Raw genomic sequence first — 19,436 nt, forward strand, 5'->3', positions numbered from 1 at the left:
AGCCTCCCCGCTGAAGGACGATGACCATGATCCAGGCCGCCGACGACCAACTGCGCGAAGAGGTGCGGCTGCTGGGCGCCCTGTTGGGCGAGGTGATCCGCGACGAGGGCGGTCAGGACCTGTACGACCGGATCGAGGCCGTGCGTCAGGCCTCGGTGGCCTATCACCGCGAGCCGACGACGGACGGCGCCGCACGGCTGGAGGCGCTGCTCAAGGACCTGTCGCTGGATAAGGCGATCGGCCTGACCCACGGCTTCGCCGCCTTCTCGCTGCTGGCCAACGTCGCCGAGGACCGGGCGGGCAAACGCCGCGCCCGCGCCCAGGCCGAGGCGGGCGAACGTCCCGACACGCCCGAAGGCGCGCTGAAACGGCTGACCGGGGCCGGGGTGGACAAGGCGGCGATCCGCGACCTGCTGGGCGGGGCCCTGATCTCGCCGGTGCTGACCGCCCACCCGTCCGAGGTGCGGCGCAAGAGCGTGATCGACCGTATCGCCGCCGTCGGCGCCCTGCTGGACGGTTGCGACCGTCAGGGGACGGCCTGCTCGGCGGACGTGCTGACCGCCGGGTTGCGTCGCCAGATCGTCATCCTGTGGGCCACGCGCCTGACCCGCGCCACCGGCCTGGTGGTGCAGGACGAGATCAACACCGTCACGGACTGGCTGCAGCGCATCTTCCTGCATGTCGCGCCGACGCAACTGGCCGAGTGGCGGGCCCTGCTGGACGCGCCCGACCTGCCGCCCTTCCTGCGCATCGGCACCTGGGTCGGCGGCGACCGTGACGGCAATCCCAATGTCGACGCCGCCGTTCTGGCCGCCGCCTTCCGCACCCAGTCGCGCGCCGTGCTGCGCTTCTATCTGGACGAGGTGAATGCGCTGGGCGAAGAGCTGAGCCTGTCGGGCGACCTGACCACGGTGACGCCCGAACTGGCGGCGCTGGCCGCTACATCGGACGACGCCTCGATTCAGCGCGCGGACGAGCCGTATCGCCGCGCCCTCAGCCAGATCTACGCCCGGCTGTCGTCGACCCATCTGGCCCTGACCGGCGGCTCTGCGCCCCTGCCCGCCCCGTTCGCGGCCGCGCCTTATGACGGGCCCGACGTCTTCCGCGCCAATCTGGCCGTGCTGCACGACAGTCTGGTGCGCACCCACGGCGCCGTCTTCGCCGACGATCGGCTGGCGCGGCTGATCACGGCGGCGGACGTGTTCGGCTTCCACATGGCCACGCTGGACCTGCGCCAGAACTCCGACGTGCACGAACGCGTCGTGGCGGACCTGCTGAAGGTCGCGGGCGTCTGTCCTGACTACGCCGCCCTGAACGAGGACGCGCGTCTGGCCCTTCTGGCGAACGAGCTGACCAGCCGCCGGCCGCTGTATTCTCCGTATGCGGACTATGCGCCCGAAACGCTGAAGGAACGCGCCATCCTTGAGGCGGCGGCGCAGGCCCTGACCGCCTTTGGGCCCCGCGCCATCCGCACCCATATCGTGTCCAAGACCGATGCGGCGTCGGACCTGCTGGAGGTCTATCTGCTGCTCAAGGAGGTCGGCCTGTATGATCCGGCCGATCCCGCCGCCTGTCCGGTTCAGGCCGCGCCCCTGTTCGAGACCATCGACGACCTGCGCGCCGCCCGCGCCACGCTGGAGCGCCTGCTGGCCGAACCCTCGGCCCGCGCCGTGGCGACCGCGCGCGGGGTGCAGGAGGTGATGATCGGCTATTCCGACTCCAACAAGGACGGCTCCTACCTGACCTCAGGCTGGGAGTTGCACGAGGCGTCGCGCGCCCTGCTGGACGTCACCCGCGCGGCAGGCGTTCGGCTGCAGCTGTTCCACGGCCGGGGCGGCGCGGTCGGGCGCGGCGGCGGATCCAGCTTCTCGGCCGTTCTGGGCCAGCCTGCGGGCACGGTGGCGGGCCGCATCCGCGTCACCGAACAGGGCGAGGTCATCGCCAACAAGTATGGCGAGCCCGAGGTCGCCCGCCGCAATCTGGACGCCCTGACCTGCGGGACCCTGCTGGCCTCGCTGGGGCCCCAGGCCGACGCCGCGCCGCTGGCCGCCCACGCCGATGTGCTGGCGCGGCTGTCGCAGGCCTCGATGAGCGCCTATCGCGCCCTGGTTTATGAGACGCCCGGCTTCGTCGACTATTTCCGCGCCGCCACCCCGATCGCCGAGATCGCCGACCTGAAGATCGGGTCGCGCCCCGCCAGCCGCACCCCCTCGACCGCGATCGAGGACCTGCGCGCCATTCCCTGGGTATTCAGCTGGTCGCAGTCACGGGTCATGCTGCCCGGCTGGTTCGGCTTCGGCTCGGCGGTGCAGGGCGAGGACCTGGCCGAGCTGCGCGCCATGGCCGAAACCTGGCCCTTCTTCCGCACCGTGGTCCAGAACATGGAGATGGTGATGGCCAAGGCCGACATGGCCATCGCCCGCCGCTACGCCGGACTGGTCCCCGACCAGGCGCTGGCCGACCGCATCTATGGCGCCATCGTGGACGAGTGGGAGAAGACCCGAACCGCCGTTCTGACCATTACCGGACAGGACGCTCTGCTGGGCGCCGCGCCGGAGCTGGACAGGCTGATCCGCCAGCGCATGCCCTATGTCGAGCCGCTGAACCACGTCCAGATCGAGCTGATCCGCCGCCGCCGCGCGGGCGACGACGACCCCCGCGTCCGCGACGGCATCCTGCTGGCCATCAACGGCGTCGCGGCCGGATTGAGGAACAGCGGGTGAGGCGGGCGATCGGCCTGGTCGCCGCCCTGCTGCTCCTCGTCGCCGCCCCCGCCGCGGCACAGGACCATGACGCCAGTCCGGAAGTCTTCGCCTTGTTCCAGGCCGATCAGGCGGCGCGCGGGGCGGCGGACGTCACAAACGACGCCTTGCGTGAGGCTGCCGACACCGCGCGACGACAGCAGCTGCGCGCCTTGGTCGACCGGGGCGCGCTGAAGACCGCCGACGATTATCTGTTCGCCTCGGTCGTGTTTCAGCACGGCTTTGGCGATGACATTCTGCTGGCCCATGCCCTGGCGACCGTCGCCCTGGCCAGAGGAAAGGTCGAGGCCGCCGTCATGGTCGCTTCCAGCCTGGATCGCTACCTGATGGATCAGGGCCGCCCGCAAATATACGGCACCCAGTTCATGATCCCGTTCAACGGTGAGCCCGTGACCCAGGCGCCCTACGTTCCCGACCTGCTGACCGACGACATGCGCCGCGCCGTGGGTGTTCCTTCCCTCGCCGAACAGGACGATCAGCGCCGCGCCTACGAAGCAGGCCGTCAGACACCCCAATGAAAAGGCCCGGCGGATCGCTCCGCCGGGCCTCATCGTTATCGGGCCTCAAGCAGCCCAACGGGCGTTAGGCCCACTCAGGATACCGGGAAGCCCCGGACCTTCAGCAGCGCCGCCACGTCCGGGTCGCGGCCGCGGAAGGCGCGGTAAGCGTCGGCGCGGTCCGTGGTGTTGCCGGGCGCCAGGATGATGTCCTTGTAGCGCTTGCCGATCTCCGGATTGAACACGTCGCCCGAGTCCTCGAAATAGGCCCAGGTGTCGGCGTCCATGACCTCGGACCACAGGTAGGAATAGTAGCCCGCCGAATAGGCGTCCGACGTGAACAGGTGATTGAACTGCGGCAGGCGGTGCCGCATCACGATCTCTTTCGGCATGCCGATCCGGGCCAGGCTGTCGCGCTCGAAGGCGTCGATGTCGGTCGGCGGCGTGGTCTGGGTGTGCAGGTCCATGTCGACGATGGCCGACGACAGATAGCTGACCGTCGCATAGCCTTGATTGAAGGTGGCCGAACGCTGGATCTTCTCGACCAGGGCGGCCGGCATCGGCTGGCCGGTTTCGACGTGCTTCAGATAACCGTCCAGGATGGGACGGCTCAGCACCCAGTGCTCGTGCACCTGGGACGGATACTCCACGAAATCGCGGGGCGTGCCGCCCAGCGCCGGATAGGTCACCGTCGACGCATAGGCGTGCAGTGTGTGGCCGAACTCGTGGAACAGGGTCTCGGCGTCGTCCAGCGAGATCAGGATCGGCTCGCCGCCCTCGGCCTTGATGAAGTTGTTGTTGTTCGAGCCCAGGGTGTTCTTCGGCCCGTCATAGGTCGAATGCGACCGATAGGTGGTCATCCAGGCGCCCGAACGCTTGCCCGCGCGGGCATAGTCGTCGGCGTAGTACAGGCCGATCGGACGGCCTGCGTCCTTGACCTCATAGACCACGACGTCGGGGTGGAAGACCGGCACGGTCCCGGGCGCCAGCTTCTCGAAGGTGAAGCCGTACAGGCGCTCGGCCATGTAGAAGGAGCCCGCGCGCACCGCGTTCAGTTCGAAATACGGCTTCAGCTCGTTCGCATCCAGATCGTATTTCTGCTTCCGGACCTTCTCGGCGTAATACAGATAGTCCCAAGGCTCGATGTCGTGACCGGCGATGGCGCGCATGTCGGCGACTTCCTCGGCCACGCGGGCCTTGGCCGGCGCCCAGACGCGCTCCATCAGGTTTTTCGCGGCAGCCGGGGTCTTGGCCATCGTGTCCTGCATCCGCCAGTCGGCGTGATTGCCGAAGCCCAGCAGTTTGGCCCGCTGGTCGCGCAGTTTCACGATCTCGGCGATGGTGGCGTTGGTGTCGTTGGCGTCGCCGTTGTCGCCGCGATTGACGAACTTCTTCCACACCTGCTCGCGCAGCGCACGGTCGTCGCCGAAGGTCAGGAACGGATCCACGCTGGAGCGGGTGTTGACGATGGCCCAGCCCTGGACGTTGCGGCTGCGCGCAGCAGCGGCGGCGGCGGTCTTGTTCGAGGCGGGCAGGCCCGCGACCCCGGCTTCGTTCGCGATCACCGTCCAGGTGTTCTCGTCGGCCACGACCTTCTGGCCAAAGCCGGTGAAGGCCTTGGACAGGGCGGTGTTGATGCGGCCCAGCTCGGCCTTGCCAGCGGCGTCCAGCGCCGCGCCGTTGCGGATGTAGGCGTCGCGTGAACGGGTCACCAGACGCGTCTGTTCACCCGTCAGACCCATGGCGGCGGCGTTGTCGGCCACCGTCTTGATGCGCGCGAACAGCGTGCTGTTGAAGGTGATCTCGTCCCCGGCCTGCGACAGCAGGGGCGACACTTCGCGGTCCACGGCCTGATAGTCGTCGGAACCGATGTTCGAGGTCATGACGCCGAACAGGGCCATGGCCCGGCCCAGCGGCTCGCCCGCCATCTGCAGCGCGACCGAGGTGTTGGCGAAGGTCGGGGCGGCGGGGTTGTCGGCGATGGCCGCGATCTCGGCGCGGCGCAGGTCGATGCCTTCCAGCACGGCCTCGCGGATCTTGGCCGGGGTGACCTTGTCCCACGGGGGCACGCCGCCATAAGGGCCTGTCCATTCCTGCAGCAGCTCGGCCTTCGGCGCCTGTTTCGGCAGCACCGCGCGGGCGACCGCCGCATCCGCCGCCAACCCGGCCGCGCCCGAGGCGCCGCCGGTCATGGCCCCGCCGGTCGAGGCGCAGGCCGAAAGCGCGAAAAGGCCGCCGCCGGCGATAAGAAGCTGACGTCTGTGCATGGGTAAGGTCTCCGTCACTAAACAGTTGCGCCGACCCTAGAGGGCTCCGGCGCGGCCGTCACCCGAAGCTCGACGGAATGTCGTTGGACGCGACGTCGCGGCGGGTCTAAAGCGCCCGCATGGCGATAGGCGTTTTCGACTCCGGCGTGGGGGGCCTGACGGTCCACCGCGAACTCGTGGCCCGTTTTCCGGACCGGGACTTCATCTATCTGGCCGATCAGGCGAACGCCCCCTACGGCGGTCTGGGCGGCGAGGAGATCGTCGAGCTGACCCGCGCCGGCTGCGCCCGGCTGTTCGACGCCGGCGCTTCGGTCATCGTGCTGGCCTGCAACACCGCCTCGGCCATCGCCCTGCGTCGCCTGCAGCAGGCCTGGATTCCCGGCGAGCGCGAGCGGCTGGGTCGCCCCGTCAACGTGTTGGGCATCATCGTCCCGACCATCGAGGCGGCGACCGGCCTGCCTTGGACCTATGAGGGCGAGCGGCTGGGCGACAAGAAGGAATCGATCGAGATCACCGGTGTCTTCTGCACCGCCGCCACGGCCATGAGCCGCGTGTACGAGATCGAGATCGACAAGCGCCGCGAGGATCTGGCCGTCTTTTCCGAACCCTGCCCCGGCCTGGCCGGCCTGATCGAACTGGGCGCCCCGTCCGAAGAGCTGTCGGTGGTGGTCAACGACCATGTCGACGCCCTGCGCCGCAAGATCGGCCGCCATCCGGACAAGGCGATCCTGGGCTGCACCCACTACGAGATCGTCGCCGACGTCTTCGCCCGCGCCCTGCCGCCGACGACCGAGGTGATCCATCAGCCGCGCGCCGTGGCCGATGCGCTGGACCGCTATTTCGCGCGCCATCCCGAATATGATCTGGGCGCCGACGCCCGCCGCGACTTTCTGACCACCGGCCGTCCCGGCCCCCAGTCCGATCTGGTGGCCCAGTTCTGGGGCGCGCCGCTCAGCTTCGCCGCAGCCTGACGGCAGGCGCGAAAAAGGGCGGCCCGGCGAACCGGACCACCCTTAAACTTAGTCTGAGCCGATCAGCCCTTCAGCGCATCTTCCGACGCGACGATACGGCTGGCGGCGTGGACCACGGCGCCGATGCGCAGGGCGGCCTGGATCTGGACATTCGGCACGCCGTGCTTGCGCAGTTCGCCCTCGTGGGCGTCCAGGCAGGCCCCGCAGCCGTTGATGGCCGAGACGGCGGTGGACCACAGTTCAAAGTCCAGCTTCTCCACGCCCGGATTGGCGATCACGTTCATCCGCAGCTTGGCCGGCAGGGTCGTGTACTCCTGGTTCTTCATCAGGTGCAGCGACCGGTAATAGATGTTGTTCATGCCCATGATGGCGGCGGCCGATTTGGCCGCGTTCAGCGCCTCGGGCGTCAGGACCGTCGCGGCCTGGGCCTCGATCGTCCGCACCACCGACGCCACGCCGATGGCGTGGGCCGAGGCCAGGAAACAGCCCCACTTCTGCTGGTCGTTCAGCACCGTCTCGTTGGCCAGCGATGACAGGTTCAGCGAGATGTCCTTGCCATAGGCCGGGATGATTTCGCGCAGGGCGTCGATGGACATTTTGGAAGGTTTCCTTCGGAAAGCGGCTACCGCGCGCGACGCGGTCGCCCGCTACTTGAGCCGCAACAGGGCCTGAGATTTGGCGCGATCGCGCTCAAGCCGCGAGCCGAGCATAGCGCCCAAAAAATGAAGCGAGCGGTGGAAAGGCGGCGACACAGACGCCACCGCCCTCCACACCTCGATCCGCCGCCTTTACGCCGCGAGCGTCTCGCCGCCCACCGGGCGGTTGCAGGCGCACAGTTCGTCGGTCTGCAGCGCGTCGACGACGCGCAGGGTGTCTTCCGGCGAACGGCCGACGTTCAGGTTGGTGACATAGACGTGCTGCACGACGTTGTGCGGGTCCACGACGAAGGTGGCGCGCAGGGCGACGCCGTTGTCCTCGTCCAGGATGCCCAGGTCGCGGGCCAGCTTGCCGCCGGTGTCGGCGAACTGCCAGATCGGCAGCTTGTTCAGGTCCGTGTGGTCACGGCGCCAGGCCAGCTTGACGAATTCGTTATCGGTCGAACCGCCCAGAACGACGGTGTCACGGTCCTCGAAATCCTTGCCCAGCTTGGCGAAGGCGGCGATCTCGGTCGGGCAGACGAAGGTGAAATCCTTGGGGTAGAAGAAGATGACCTTCCACTTGCCGTCGAACGAGTCCTGGGTCAGCGTTTCGAACGCCGAGACGCCGTTTTCTTCGTGGTCGTTGAAGCCCGGCTTCACGCCAGTGATCTTGAATTCAGGCAGTTTTTGACCGACGCCCAGCATGCGGGTGCTCCATCTTGAGATAGGGAATGACGAGCGACGACGCGGGGAGGGCGTCGCCGATGGGGCTCAGATGGCCCCTGCGAACCGTGAAGTCAAATCGATGATTTCGCAGTTGCGAATAAATTTTTCCTATCGCGCCGCACAATTCACATTGCGCATGCGTTATAGATTTTAGCACTTCAGGCTAACAGGTTTATCGATTTTACCTCTGCATCAATAGAATCCTAGGCTGCCTCCTGAAAGCATAATCAGGAGGACAGTCATGGACGGACAAGCCGGCGGCCCCAGCCCCCTCAGCGACCCGAAGAAGGAGCCTGCGGCCCTGCGCTCGCTGCTGGGACGGACCAATCGCGACTGGTGGCCCAACAATCTGGCGGTGGACATCCTGCATCAGCAGGGCCGCACCGGCGACCCGATGGGCGACGACTTCGACTATGCCCAGGCGTTCCAGTCAGTGGACTACGCCGCCCTCAAGCGTGACCTGACCGCCCTGATGACCGACAGCCAGCCGTGGTGGCCGGCGGACTATGGCCACTATGGCCCCTTCTTCATCCGCATGGCCTGGCACTCGGCCGGCACCTATCGCACCGGCGACGGGCGTGGCGGCGCCGGCGCCGGCCAGCAGCGGTTCGCCCCGCTGAACTCCTGGCCGGACAACGGCAATCTGGACAAGGCGCGTCGCCTGCTGTGGCCGATCAAGCAGAAATACGGGGCGAAGCTGTCCTGGGCCGACCTTATGATCCTGGCCGGCAACGTCGCCATCGAGAGCATGGGCGGGCCGGTGTTCGGCTTCGGCGGCGGCCGCGCCGATGTCTGGGAGCCGGAGAAGGACGTCTATTGGGGCACGGAAGAGAACTGGGTCGGCGACGAGGCCAACCAGACCCGCATCCAGCCTGACAAGGACATGGTGCTGGAAGAGCCGCTGGCCGCCATCCAGATGGGCCTGATCTACGTCAACCCCGAAGGGCCCGGCGGCGTGCCCGAGGCGCTGCAGTCCGCCCGCGACATCCGCGAGACCTTCGCCCGCATGGGCATGAACGACGAAGAGACCGCCGCCCTGACCGCCGGCGGCCACACCTTCGGCAAGGCGCACGGCGCCGGCGACGCCTCCAAGGTCGGCATCAGCCCCGAGGGCGCCGACATCGCCCAGCAGGGCCTGGGCTGGATCTCGGGCCACGAGAGCGGCATGGGCGACCATACGATCACCTCGGGGATCGAGGGCGCCTGGACCCCCACGCCGATCACTTGGGACATGACCTATTTCGACATGCTGCTGGACCACGAATACGAACTGGTCCGCAGCCCGGCCGGCGCCAAGCAATGGCATCCCGTCGGCGATCCGCCGGAAACCCTGGCCCCCGCCGCCCATACGCCGGGCAAGCGCGTGCCGACGATGATGACCACGGCCGACATGGCCTTCAAGGTCGACCCGATCTATCGCCCGATCATGGAGCGCTTCCGCGCCGACCCGGCCTATTTCGGCGACGCCTTCGCCCGCGCCTGGTTCAAGCTGTGTCACCGCGACATGGGTCCGCGCATCCGCTACCTGGGCCCCGAAGTCCCGCAGGAAGACCTGATCTGGCAGGACCCGATTCCCGCCCCGACCGGGCCCGCGCTCGACAATGATCATGTGCGCGAACTAAAGGCCAGGATCGCGGAATCCGGCCTGTCGGTCGCCGATCTGGTCCGCACGGCCTGGGCCTCCGCCGCCACCTGGCGCGGCTCTGACCACCGGGGCGGCGCCAACGGTGCCCGCATCCGCCTGGCCCCGCAGAAGGACTGGGACGTCAACGAGCCTGAGAAGCTCGCCAAGGTCCTCGCTGTCTACGAGCGCATCGCCCACGATTTCGGCCAAGGAGTGCGCCATATGACCTCCGACGGCGTGGCGGCAGAGGATCATGGCGAAACAGTCTCCATCGCAGACCTGATCGTGCTGGGCGGCTCCGTCGGGATCGAACAGGCGGCGAAGGCGGCCGGATACGCGATCGAGGTCCCCTTCACCCCCGGCCGCACCGACGCCACCCAGGACCAGACTGACATCGACGGCTTCAAGGTGCTGGAGCCCAAGGCGGACGGCTTCCGCAACTATCTGCAGGTGCGCTTCAATGTCCCGACCGAGGAACTGCTGGTCGACCGGGCGCAACTGCTGAACCTGACCGCCCCGCAGATGGCCGTGCTGGTCGGCGGCCTGCGGGTGCTGGGGGTCAATCACGGCGCCTCGGCCAACGGCGTCCTGACCGACCGGCCCGGTCAGCTGACCAACGACTTCTTCGTCAATCTGCTGGACATGAAGACCGGCTGGAAACAGGTCGACGGCGACGGTGACGAGACCTTCGTCGGCGCGGACCGCGAAACGCACGAACGGCGCTGGACCGCGACCCGCACCGACCTCGTGTTCGGCTCCAACGCCCAGCTGCGCGCCCTGGCCGAGGTCTACGCCTCGGCCGACGCGGGCGAGAAATTCGTGCGCGACTTCGTCAGGGCCTGGGTCCAGGTGATGGAGAACGACCGCTACGACCTGCCCCGCGCCCGCCTGCGCGCCCAGCGATCGGCGGCCTGACCGAAATCCCTTCTCCCGCAAGGGGAGAAGGAAGGATGGATCGCGCTGATGGACTTTGCCTCAACCATAGGAAACGCCTATGTCCGGCGCATGCTCCCCACCCTGCGCCAACTCCATTACCTGAAGCTGCTGGCCGAGCACGCCTCGTTCAGTCGCGCGGCCGAGGCCGCCCACGTCAGCCAGCCGGCCCTGTCGGCCGGGGTTCAGGAACTGGAGAAGATTCTGGGCGCCCCGGTCGTCGAGCGCACGCGCGGCGCGGTCCAGCTGACCGCCGTCGGCGCCGAGGCCGTCAAGCGCGCCGAGGACGTGCTGGCCCGCACCGAGGATCTGGTCGAGGCCGCCCGCAACGCGGGCAAGCCGCTGTCGGGCCGGTTCCGCCTGGGCATCATCCCGACCGTCGCCCCCTTCCTGCTGCCTGCGGCCCTGCCCGGCCTGAGAGAGGCCTATCCCGCCCTGCGCCTGTTCATCCGCGAGGACCTGACGCCGCGCCTGATCGCAGGGCTCAAGGCGGGTCAGCTGGACGCCGCCGTCATCGCCCTGCCCTATGAGGCGCCGGGCATCGACCACGCCCGCATCGGCGACGACGAAATCCTGGCCGCCGCCCCGGTCGGCCATCCGCTGGCGGGTCTGGGGCCCATACCCGAGGGGATGCTCAAGGCCGACGACCTGATCCTGCTGGAGGACGGCCACTGCCTGCGCGATCAGGCCCTGGCCGCCATCAAGGTCGAGGCCCCGCGCGGTGAGGACGTCTTCGCCGCCACCAGCCTGCACACCCTGGTGCAGATGGTCTCGTCCGGCCTGGGGGTCAGCTTCCTGCCGCAGATGGCGGTGCGCGCCGGTCTGGCCGACAACCCCGGCGTCGTGATCCGCCCCATCTCGGCCGACGCTCCCCGGCGTGAGATCGTCGTCGCCTGGCGCACCGGCTCCAGCCGCGCCCGCGAGGCCCGCCTGCTGGCCGAGGCCCTGATGATCCAGCCCGAGGGCGGCTGACCGAGGGCGTCGCCTCGTTCATTCCGTGTTCAGCGCGTCCGCCCGATTGTCGTCACATATCGGGGAACGGGGTTTTTACAATGCGATCCATCCAGCTGGCGACCCTGGTCGCCTCGCTTGCTCTGACGGGGTGCGCCATGACGCCGACGCCGCGTGTTCAGGGCGGCCAACCTTTCGCCCTGCCCCCGGCCGAAGCGGACCAGTTCCGCATCGGCGCCATCCACGTCGAGGCCGCGCCGCGCGTCCGAGACCGGTACGCCCAGAGCCGTAACCTGACCCCCGAACCGGGCGAGACCTTCACCTATGACGAAAAAAGTCAGGAGGCCGACTATGATTTCAGAACCGATTTCGAGTTCGAGGTCAGGCAGGAGTTGAAGCGCTGCGCGACCGGATCCCGCCCTCTGAATGCGGTCATTCTGGTGGACAATCTGGTCTACGATGACCGCCTGCGCTCCCTGGTCGATGGCAAGGGTTATGACGTGGTCGGCGGCGTCGTCGAACTGACGGATCCCGCCCAGGGCGACCGGATCGTCGCCCGCTACCGGATCGAGGCGGGCACCAACTCCGGCGGACTGCTGACCCGCATCCTGGGCGACCGGCTGGACGCCATGGCCGAGGAATTCGGCCGCGCCCTGTGCATGGAAGCCTTTGGCCAGAACCCGCGCGGTCATCCGATCTTCAACACCACGCGGGGCTAGCGGCGTCGCCCACAACGAAAAAGGCCGGGGCGTCGCCCCGGCCTTCCCCATATCTTACGTCTGATCGGCGATCAGGCCGCCGAACCGCCGGCCAGGTTCCGCAGCACGTAGGGCATGACGCCGCCGGCCTTGAAATACTCCAGCTCGGTCTGGTTATCGATGCGGCAACGGACCGGGAAGCGGGCCATCTTGCCGTCCGACGGACGGAACAGCTCGACCCACAGGTCCTGACGCGGCTTCAGCTTGCCGATGTTCACGTCCGACAGGCCGCGGATGGTGACGATCTCTTCGCCCGTCAGGCCCAGCTTCAGCCAGCCGTCCATCTTGAACTGCAGCGGCACCACGCCCATCCCGACCAGGTTCGAGCGGTGGATCCGCTCATAGCTTTCGGCGATGACGGCGCGAACGCCCAGCAGGCGCGTGCCCTTGGCCGCCCAATCGCGCGACGAGCCGGTGCCGTATTCCTTGCCGGCGAAGACGACCAGCGGGCGACCTTCCGACTGGTACCGCATGGCCGCGTCATAGATCGACATGGTCTCGGTCGAGGGGAAGTGACGCGTCACGCCGCCTTCGATGTCCGGCGTGATCTTGTTGCGGATACGGATGTTGGCGAAGGTGCCGCGCATCATGACTTCGTGGTTGCCGCGGCGCGCGCCGTAGCTGTTGAAGTCCAGCGCGTCGACGCCGTGGTTGGTCAGATAGACGCCGGCGGGCGACGCCTTCTTGATCGAACCAGCCGGGCTGATGTGGTCGGTGGTGATCGAGTCGCCGAAGATGCCCAGGATGCGCGCCTCGACGATGTCGGTGACGGCCGACGGCTCCATCGACAGACCCTCGAAATACGGCGGGTTCTGCACATAGGTCGAGTTGTCGTCCCACTCATAGGTCTGACCGCCGGTGACCTTGATCGCCTGCCAGTGCTTGTCGCCCTTGAAGACGTCCTTGTAGCGCTTGGCGAACATGGCCGGGGTGACCGACTTCTTCTGGATCGTGGCGATCTCTTCCGAGGTCGGCCAGATGTCCTTCAGGAAGACGTCCTTGCCCTTCTTGTCCTTGCCGATCGGATCCCTGGTGATGTCGATCCGCATCGAGCCGGCGATCGCATAGGCCACGACCAGCGGCGGCGAGGCCAGATAGTTGGCCTGCACGTCCGGGTTCACGCGGCCTTCAAAGTTGCGGTTGCCCGACAGCACGCTGGTCGCGACCAGGGCGTTGTCGTTGATCGTCTTCGAGATCGCCGGGTCCAGCGGGCCCGAGTTGCCGATGCAGGTGGTGCAGCCATAGCCGACCAGGTTGAAGCCCAGCGCGTCCAGGTCCTTTTGCAGGCCGGCGTCGGTCAGATAGTCGGTGACCACCTGCGAGCCGGGGGCCAGCGAGGTCTTGACCCACGGCTTGGCCTTCAGACCCAGCGCATTGGCCTTGCGCGCCACCAGACCGGCGGCGATCAGGACCGACGGGTTGGAGGTGTTGGTGCAGCTGGTGATGGCGGCGATCACCACGTCGCCGTCGCCCAGGTCGAACTTCTGGCCCTCGATGGCGGCGCGCGGGGCGTCGGTCGGGCGGCTGAAGACGTCGGTCAGGGCGGTTTCGAACGCCGGCGCGGCGGTGGTCAGCTCGACCCGGTCCTGCGGACGCTTGGGACCGGCCAGCGACGGCACGACGGTCGCGATGTCCAGTTCCAGCACGTCGGTGAAGACCGGCTCTTCCGAGGTCTCGTCGATCCACAGCCCCTGCGCCTTGGCATAGGCTTCGACCAGGGCGACGCGCGCCTTGTCGCGACCCGTGGCGGTCAGATAGTCGATCGTGGCGCGGCTGACCGGGAAGAAGCCGCAGGTGGCGCCGTATTCCGGGGCCATGTTGGCGATGGTGGCCTGGTCCTCGATGGTCATTCCGGCGATGGCGTCGCCGAAGAACTCCACGAATTTGCCGACCACGCCCTTCTTGCGCAGCATCTGGGTGACGGTCAGCACCAGATCGGTCGCGGTCGCGCCTTCCGGCAGCTTGCCGGTCAGCTTGAAGCCGATGACTTCCGGGATCAGCATCGGGATCGGCTGGCCCAGCATGGCCGCCTCGGCCTCGATGCCGCCGACGCCCCAGCCCAGCACGGCCAGGCCGTTGATCATGGTGGTGTGGCTGTCGGTGCCCACGACGGTGTCGGGATAGGCGACGGTCTTCTTGCCTTCGTCCAGGGTCCAGACGGTTTGGGCCAGGTTCTCAAGGTTGACCTGGTGGCAGATGCCGGTGCCGGGGGGCACGACGCGGAAATTGTTGAAGGTCGACGACCCCCAGCGCAGGAAGTTGTAGCGCTCGATGTTGCGCTCGTACTCGCGCTCGACGTTCTGGCCGAACGCCTTGCCGGTGCCGAAGTGATCGACCATGACCGAGTGGTCGATAACCAGATCGACGGGGACCAGCGGATTGATCTTGGCCGCGTCGGCGCCCAGCTTGGCCATGGCGTCGCGCATCGCGGCCAGGTCGACCACGGCGGGAACGCCGGTGAAGTCCTGCATCAGCACGCGGGCCGGACGGAAGGCGATCTCGTGCTCGACGGCGCCCTTGTTCTCGATCCAGGCGGCGACGGCCTTCAGGTCGTCCTCGGTGACCGAGACGCCGTCCTCGTTGCGCAGCAGGTTCTCCAGCAGCACCTTCATGGACCGCGGCAGGCGGGAAATCCCTGCCAGACCGGCTTCCTCGGCGGCGGGAAGGCTGTAATAGGCGTATTTCTTGCGCCCGACGGAAAGGTCCTGGCGGGTCTTGAGGCTGTCAATCGACGGCATGGAGAGTGGTCCTCTGACTAACGCCGCCCGACAATTCGGTTGCGCCTTCGCGCGCTGGACGCCGGGGCTCACAGGTCTCCGGCGCGCGCGGCGAAAGCCTGCTGCGGCGACCGCGCATATAGCCCCGGTCGCGGGCATCGTCCATGTATCCACACCCGCGTCGTGGACATTGAGAAGGGTTCGCAAATCAGCGCCCTCATGCTGACCGATCTGAACATCGACGGCCTGTCGCTGGCGCGGGGCGAGCGACAGCTGTTCACGGCCCTGTCGCTGGGCCTTTCGGCGGGTCAGGCCGTGGCCCTGACCGGGGCCAATGGCGCCGGAAAGACCAGCCTGTTGCGGGCCGTGGCGGGCTTCATCCGGCCAGAGGCGGGCGTGATCGCCTTCCACGCCGCCGATCGCTTGCTGGACCCGCGTGAGGCGCGGGCGACCGGCCTGCATCTGCTGGGTCATCTGGACGGGCTGAAGGGCCAGCGGCTGGCCGGCGACGAACTGGGCTTTCAGGCGCGCTGGCTGGGGGCCGACCGCGCCGCCGTGGACCGCGCCGTCGCCATCCTGAAACTGGCCCCCCTGCTGGACCTCGAGGTGCGCAAGCTGTCGGCCGGGCAGCGTCGCCGCCTGGCCCTGGCCCGGCTGGTCGCCGCGCCGCGCCCGTTGTGGCTGCTGGACGAGCCCTTCGCCCCGCTGGACGCGCGCTGGCGCCAGGCGGTGGGCGCCCTGATGCAGGCGCATCTGGACGGCGGCGGCCTGATCCTGGCCGCCGTGCACGATCCGCTGCCGATCCCGGCCCGCCCCCTGGACCTGGGAGCCTTTGCATGAGGGCGCTGCTGATCCTGTGGCGGCGCGAGCTGGCGCTCAGCTGGGGCGGGGGCGGCGGTCCGCTGCTGGCCTGCGGCTTCATGCTGTGCCTGACCGCCATCCTGCCGCTGGCGGCCGGCTCGGACCCGCGCGTCCTGGCCCCCGCCGCCTCAGGCGCCAGCTGGCTGGCGCTGGCCCTCGCGTCGCTGCTGTCGCTGGAGCGGATGTTCGAGCGGGATTTCGAGGACGGGACGCTGGACCTGCTGGCCATCGGCCCGGTCCCGCTGGAGCTGGTGGTCATCGCCAAGGCCAAGGCCCAGTGGCTGGCCACCGGCCTGCCGCTGGCGGTCGCCGCCCCGCTGGCGGCGCTGGCGCTGGGCCAGCCGCCGCATCTGGCGCCGCTGACGGCGCTGGCGGCCCTGCTGGGCGGCCTGGGCTTCGCCTTCACCGGGGCTCTGGGCGCGGCGCTGGCGCTGGGCGCGCGGCGCGGCGGCCTGCTGATCGCGGTCGTGGTGCTGCCGCTGTTCATCCCGCCGGTGATCTTCGGCGCCGGGGCGCTGGACCGCGCCGCTGACGGCCTGTCGCCCTTGCCGGCGCTGGCGCTGCTGGCGGCCTATGTGCTGTTCGCCGCCGTCATCACCCCCTTCGCCGCCGCCGCCGCCATCCGCAACGCCCAGAGCTAGGCTACGCCTAAAGCGCGGCGATCCAGCGTTCCAGGCCCGCCGTGTCCGACAGGGCGCCGGTCCAGAGATGAGCAGGAACCGCCGGTTCGTTCGAACCTCGCGTCCGACCGCGATAGACCTTCATGGGCACGACCGCCGTGGCGCGGCCGCTGGGCAGTCGGCGCCCCCGGACCTCCATGTATAGAGTGTCCGCCGACGTCTCCTGGCCCACGTGGACGGCCCCCAGCGCCTTCAACAGATCAACCGCATCCAGACAGGCCGAAGCGCAGCCGAAGTCGGTCAGGACGAAAACCCGCGCGGTCATGTCCGTGGTCGGATTGGCGTCCGGCGCTGTTTGATCTTCACTGGCCTGACGCCACAACTCGCGCCCTTCCGCCCGCGCCTGTTGCAAACCGTCAGTGATGGCGTTCGCCCAGTCCAGCATCTCTGGCTGTTGGGCGAAGCGCGCCTTGTAGCCTTCGATCGTTTCCTGATTTGCGATGGATGTTCGCCAGTCCACGCCTTCGGAGCGGGGAGCCCGCGCATCGACCCAGCTGTCGCCCCACAGAGTTCTCGCCATGGCGTTGATCCAGGCGGATGAACCGCCGTTGTTGCCCCTCAGGTCGAAAACCACTCGCGGCGTGGCGCGAAGCTTCGCCGCGTTGGCCTCGACCTCCGCCTGTAGCGGGACCAGCCGCACACCATCGACCCCGGTCGGGTTTCCATCAAAGCCGCCCAGCGAGATCCACGCGCCCCCCGTCCATTCGCGCATCTCGATCGGAGCGGTGAATCGCGTTGTGCGACCTGCTGCAAGTCCCTCCTGTTGCGTCTCCAGTGAAACGTCGCGCCAGGACAGTCGGTAAGTCGTGGGGCGGCCCTCGACATCGAATACGCAAGTCTGGGGCCGCGCCGCATAGGGGTTGCCCCAATCGAGAAACAGCGCGCCGGCGAAATTCACTCGCCGCGACCGCAGGTTCCAACGTCCCGCAGCCCGGCCGACAACATCGGCCGCCAGCACGTCAGCCGACCGGCCATCGCATTCGATCAGGACGGCCCCTTCAGGCGGACCATCGGGCTCGCGGCTCAGTAAGACCGCGTGCTGCTCGGCGCCGTTCGGGTCTATCTGCAGGCCGGTGATGAAGCCTGGCCAGCGTCGCGGCAGAACATGGCCCATCTTTGCAAAGTCGTGGAGGTTGAGGTGCCCATCATTGAACGACGCCTGATACTCGCTGAGAGCATAGTACCAGTGTTGATAGCTGTCGGCTGTGCGGGCCCGCTCCAGCGCCGTCTTCAGGCCCCCTTCCAGCAACGACACAAACTCCGGATTCTCGGTGTCCACGGGCCCCGGATGGGATTCGGCGATCAGGTCGTGAAAGGCCCGGGCGTCGTCTCGCAGAGCCTGGCCCCAGTCATCGGGCGCCGGCGGCTCTGGTGTCCCGGCTTCCTGAGCGACAGCCCCTGACGCGCAGAGCAGGGCAAGGGCGGCGAGCGAAGACGTAAAGCGCGACATGGATGCAACCTCTGGGTGGTCACGCCTTCCTGCCCGCGCGCTTGATGCAACGCCACTTACGAATATGTCATCCCGCCGACGCCCCGCCCCGCGACCCCGCCGCCGCTTGCCCGTCGCGCCTGCGCCGCGTAAGGCGCTCAGCATGTTCGGCCTCGCCAATCCTGATCGCTTCATGCGCTTCACCCGGCTGCTGACGCCCGTGCTGTGGGTGGTCGGGGCGGGGCTGCTGCTGGCGGGGATCTGGTTCAGCTTCACCGCGCCCGAGGATTATCAGCAAGGCGACACGGTGCGGATCATGTTCGTGCATGTGCCCGCCGCCTCGATGGGGCTGATGGTCTATGTGGCGCTGGGCGTCGCCAGCCTGTTCGCCCTGGTGTTCCGCCATCCGCTGGCCGACGCCGCCGCCCGCGCCGCCGCCCTGCCGGGCGCGACCTTCACCGGCCTTGCCCTGGTCACCGGCGCCCTGTGGGGCCAGCCGATGTGGGGGACGTGGTGGCAGTGGGACGCCCGCATGACCAGCGTGCTGGTGCTGTTCCTGTTCTATGTCGGCTACATGGCCCTGCGCTCAGCGATCGACGACGAGCAGAAGGCCGGACGCGCCGCCGCCGTGCTGGCGCTGGTCGGCCTGATCAATGTGCCGATCGTCAAATACTCCGTCGACTGGTGGAACACCCTGCATCAGCCAGCCTCGCTGATCCGTTCGGGCGGAACCAGTGTGGACCCCGCCTATCTGCCCGCCCTGCTGACCATGATGGCCGCCTATGGCGTTCTGTTCGGGGCGGTCTGGGTGACCATGATCCGGGCCGAGGTGCGGCGTCGCCGCGCGCTGGCCCTGCACGCCCGTCTGGCGCTGGAGGCCTGAGCGTGTTCGACCTCGACATGAGCCCCTACGCCGCCTTCGTGTGGCCCGCCTGGGGCCTCAGCCTGCTGGCGCTGGCCGCACTGGCCGTCCGCGCCGCCGTCGTCTCGGCCCGCTGGAAGCGTGAGCTGGCCCGGCTTGAGGCCGCTCGCACGGACGCGTCGGAATGAACCGCTGGTTCGCCCTGATCCCTCTGGTGGTGGTGGCGGCGCTGGCCGTGCTGTTCGTCGGCTGGTCGCTGAAGCGTGACCCAGCCTTCAAGCCTGACGCCCGCGTCGGCCAGCCGATCCCCCAGACCGTCCTGCCGATGCTGGAGGGCGACGCCGCCTCCAACCGCATGCTCGACCTCAAGACGGCAGGCGTGGGCAAGCCGATGATCGTCAACGTCTTTGCCTCATGGTGCGCGCCATGCCGGCTGGAGCATCCGCAGCTGCTGGCGCTTCAGGCCCAGGGCGTCGCCGTCGTCGGCATCGCCTACAAGGACGAGCCGGTGGCCACCCGCGCCTTCCTCGACGAACTGGGCGACCCCTTCACCATGGTTCTGGTGGACCGCGAGGGGCGCGCCGGGCTGGATCTGGGCGTTTCGGGCGTGCCCGAAAGCTTCGCCGTCGACGCCATGGGCAAGATCGTCGCCAAATCGTCCGGCCCGCTGCTGGACCCGGCCGAGACCGTCCGGCTGGTCGCCGCCCTGCAAGCCCCGCCCCGCCCCCTGCCGACGGCCGTATCCCGCCGGGGTCAATAA

The 19,436-nt window shown here is 68.3% G+C and carries 16 protein-coding genes; 11 read left to right on the forward strand and 5 right to left on the reverse strand.

What is annotated here, in order from left to right; translation table 11 throughout:
* The first annotated feature begins 26 nt into the window (after nucleotides 1-26).
* Together ppc and EON91_RS05695 are read left to right on the forward strand one after the other, a co-directional pair.
* Nucleotides 27-2,723, forward strand: a complete 2,697-nt coding sequence (gene ppc / locus EON91_RS05690) for a phosphoenolpyruvate carboxylase (protein WP_292092356.1) — start codon at nucleotides 27-29, stop codon at nucleotides 2,721-2,723.
* Nucleotides 2,720-3,280: a hypothetical protein gene (locus EON91_RS05695; protein ID WP_292092358.1), complete on the forward strand. Its 561-nt coding sequence runs from the start codon at nucleotides 2,720-2,722 to the stop codon at nucleotides 3,278-3,280. Before ppc ends, EON91_RS05695 begins: the two co-directional genes overlap by 4 nt.
* 74 nt (nucleotides 3,281-3,354) lie before the next feature.
* Here the strand turns inward: EON91_RS05695 and EON91_RS05700 are convergent, their stop codons facing one another.
* The gene (locus EON91_RS05700; protein WP_292092359.1) at nucleotides 3,355-5,526 is read right to left on the reverse strand and encodes a M3 family metallopeptidase; all 2,172 of its coding nucleotides are present in this window, start codon (nucleotides 5,524-5,526) and stop codon (nucleotides 3,355-3,357) included.
* Between the two features lie 119 nt (nucleotides 5,527-5,645).
* On the opposite strand from EON91_RS05700, the gene EON91_RS05705 reads away from it, so the two are divergent.
* Nucleotides 5,646-6,497, forward strand: coding sequence for an aspartate/glutamate racemase family protein (locus EON91_RS05705; protein ID WP_292092360.1), 852 nt, complete (start codon nucleotides 5,646-5,648; stop codon nucleotides 6,495-6,497).
* A 62-nt stretch (nucleotides 6,498-6,559) separates the two neighbouring features.
* On the opposite strand, the gene EON91_RS05710 is transcribed toward EON91_RS05705, so the two are convergent.
* Both EON91_RS05710 and EON91_RS05715 read right to left on the reverse strand, forming a co-directional pair.
* A complete protein-coding gene (locus tag EON91_RS05710) occupies nucleotides 6,560-7,093 on the reverse strand; it encodes a carboxymuconolactone decarboxylase family protein (RefSeq protein WP_292092362.1) in 534 nt (177 codons plus the stop codon).
* 192 nt (nucleotides 7,094-7,285) lie between these two features.
* Nucleotides 7,286-7,840 carry a peroxiredoxin gene (locus EON91_RS05715; protein WP_292092364.1) on the reverse strand — a complete coding sequence of 185 codons (555 nt, stop codon included), beginning with the start codon at nucleotides 7,838-7,840 and terminating at the stop codon, nucleotides 7,286-7,288.
* A 262-nt stretch (nucleotides 7,841-8,102) separates the two neighbouring features.
* Here EON91_RS05715 and katG point away from each other — a divergent pair, with 262 nt between their 5' ends.
* From katG to EON91_RS05730, 3 genes are all read left to right on the forward strand, one after another.
* Nucleotides 8,103-10,400: a catalase/peroxidase HPI gene (gene katG / locus EON91_RS05720; protein WP_292092367.1), complete on the forward strand. Its 2,298-nt coding sequence runs from the start codon at nucleotides 8,103-8,105 to the stop codon at nucleotides 10,398-10,400.
* A 90-nt stretch (nucleotides 10,401-10,490) separates the two neighbouring features.
* Nucleotides 10,491-11,390 (forward strand): hydrogen peroxide-inducible genes activator, encoded by a 900-nt coding sequence (locus EON91_RS05725; RefSeq protein ID WP_292092385.1) that lies wholly within the window; start codon nucleotides 10,491-10,493, stop codon nucleotides 11,388-11,390.
* An 80-nt stretch (nucleotides 11,391-11,470) separates the two neighbouring features.
* On the forward strand, nucleotides 11,471-12,088 hold the full coding sequence (locus EON91_RS05730; RefSeq protein ID WP_292092368.1) for a hypothetical protein: 618 nt from the start codon (nucleotides 11,471-11,473) through the stop codon (nucleotides 12,086-12,088).
* A 71-nt stretch (nucleotides 12,089-12,159) separates the two neighbouring features.
* Here EON91_RS05730 and acnA read toward each other — a convergent pair whose 3' ends face one another.
* Nucleotides 12,160-14,865: an aconitate hydratase AcnA gene (gene acnA / locus EON91_RS05735; RefSeq protein WP_292092369.1), complete on the reverse strand. Its 2,706-nt coding sequence runs from the start codon at nucleotides 14,863-14,865 to the stop codon at nucleotides 12,160-12,162.
* Between the two features lie 198 nt (nucleotides 14,866-15,063).
* On the opposite strand from acnA, the gene ccmA reads away from it, so the two are divergent.
* Together ccmA and ccmB are read left to right on the forward strand one after the other, a co-directional pair.
* A complete protein-coding gene (ccmA, locus tag EON91_RS05740; protein ID WP_292092372.1) occupies nucleotides 15,064-15,684 on the forward strand; it encodes a heme ABC exporter ATP-binding protein CcmA in 621 nt (206 codons plus the stop codon).
* Nucleotides 15,681-16,346, forward strand: a complete 666-nt coding sequence (gene ccmB / locus EON91_RS05745) for a heme exporter protein CcmB (RefSeq protein WP_292092373.1) — start codon at nucleotides 15,681-15,683, stop codon at nucleotides 16,344-16,346. Before ccmA ends, ccmB begins: the two co-directional genes overlap by 4 nt.
* A gap of 7 nt (nucleotides 16,347-16,353) precedes the next feature.
* Here the strand turns inward: ccmB and EON91_RS05750 are convergent, their stop codons facing one another.
* Complete coding sequence (locus EON91_RS05750; protein ID WP_292092375.1) at nucleotides 16,354-17,664, reverse strand: S41 family peptidase; 1,311 nt, start codon at nucleotides 17,662-17,664, stop codon at nucleotides 16,354-16,356.
* 313 nt (nucleotides 17,665-17,977) lie between these two features.
* Here EON91_RS05750 and EON91_RS05755 point away from each other — a divergent pair, with 313 nt between their 5' ends.
* The 3 genes from EON91_RS05755 to EON91_RS05765 are packed head-to-tail and all read left to right on the forward strand — an operon-like array spanning nucleotide 17,978 to nucleotide 19,436.
* The gene (locus tag EON91_RS05755) at nucleotides 17,978-18,697 is read left to right on the forward strand and encodes a heme ABC transporter permease (protein ID WP_292092376.1); all 720 of its coding nucleotides are present in this window, start codon (nucleotides 17,978-17,980) and stop codon (nucleotides 18,695-18,697) included.
* Between the two features lie 2 nt (nucleotides 18,698-18,699).
* Nucleotides 18,700-18,864: a heme exporter protein CcmD gene (gene ccmD, locus EON91_RS05760; protein ID WP_292092378.1), complete on the forward strand. Its 165-nt coding sequence runs from the start codon at nucleotides 18,700-18,702 to the stop codon at nucleotides 18,862-18,864.
* Nucleotides 18,861-19,436, forward strand: a complete 576-nt coding sequence (locus EON91_RS05765; RefSeq protein WP_292092380.1) for a DsbE family thiol:disulfide interchange protein — start codon at nucleotides 18,861-18,863, stop codon at nucleotides 19,434-19,436. Before ccmD ends, EON91_RS05765 begins: the two co-directional genes overlap by 4 nt.

Origin of the sequence: Brevundimonas sp., assembly GCF_004210735.1 — a bacterium.
GTDB lineage: Bacteria > Pseudomonadota > Alphaproteobacteria > Caulobacterales > Caulobacteraceae > Brevundimonas.

Coding starts and splice junctions, on each gene's coding strand:
- ppc (WP_292092356.1), top strand. CDS start 27: ATGATCCAGGCCGCCGACGACCAACTGCGCGAAGAGGTGCGGCTGCTG.
- EON91_RS05700 (WP_292092359.1), bottom strand. CDS start 5,526: ATGCACAGACGTCAGCTTCTTATCGCCGGCGGCGGCCTTTTCGCGCTT.
- EON91_RS05705 (WP_292092360.1), top strand. CDS start 5,646: ATGGCGATAGGCGTTTTCGACTCCGGCGTGGGGGGCCTGACGGTCCAC.
- EON91_RS05710 (WP_292092362.1), bottom strand. CDS start 7,093: ATGTCCATCGACGCCCTGCGCGAAATCATCCCGGCCTATGGCAAGGAC.
- EON91_RS05715 (WP_292092364.1), bottom strand. CDS start 7,840: ATGCTGGGCGTCGGTCAAAAACTGCCTGAATTCAAGATCACTGGCGTG.
- katG (WP_292092367.1), top strand. CDS start 8,103: ATGGACGGACAAGCCGGCGGCCCCAGCCCCCTCAGCGACCCGAAGAAG.
- EON91_RS05725 (WP_292092385.1), top strand. CDS start 10,491: ATGCTCCCCACCCTGCGCCAACTCCATTACCTGAAGCTGCTGGCCGAG.
- EON91_RS05730 (WP_292092368.1), top strand. CDS start 11,471: ATGCGATCCATCCAGCTGGCGACCCTGGTCGCCTCGCTTGCTCTGACG.
- acnA (WP_292092369.1), bottom strand. CDS start 14,865: ATGCCGTCGATTGACAGCCTCAAGACCCGCCAGGACCTTTCCGTCGGG.
- ccmA (WP_292092372.1), top strand. CDS start 15,064: ATGCTGACCGATCTGAACATCGACGGCCTGTCGCTGGCGCGGGGCGAG.
- ccmB (WP_292092373.1), top strand. CDS start 15,681: ATGAGGGCGCTGCTGATCCTGTGGCGGCGCGAGCTGGCGCTCAGCTGG.
- EON91_RS05755 (WP_292092376.1), top strand. CDS start 17,978: ATGTTCGGCCTCGCCAATCCTGATCGCTTCATGCGCTTCACCCGGCTG.
- EON91_RS05765 (WP_292092380.1), top strand. CDS start 18,861: ATGAACCGCTGGTTCGCCCTGATCCCTCTGGTGGTGGTGGCGGCGCTG.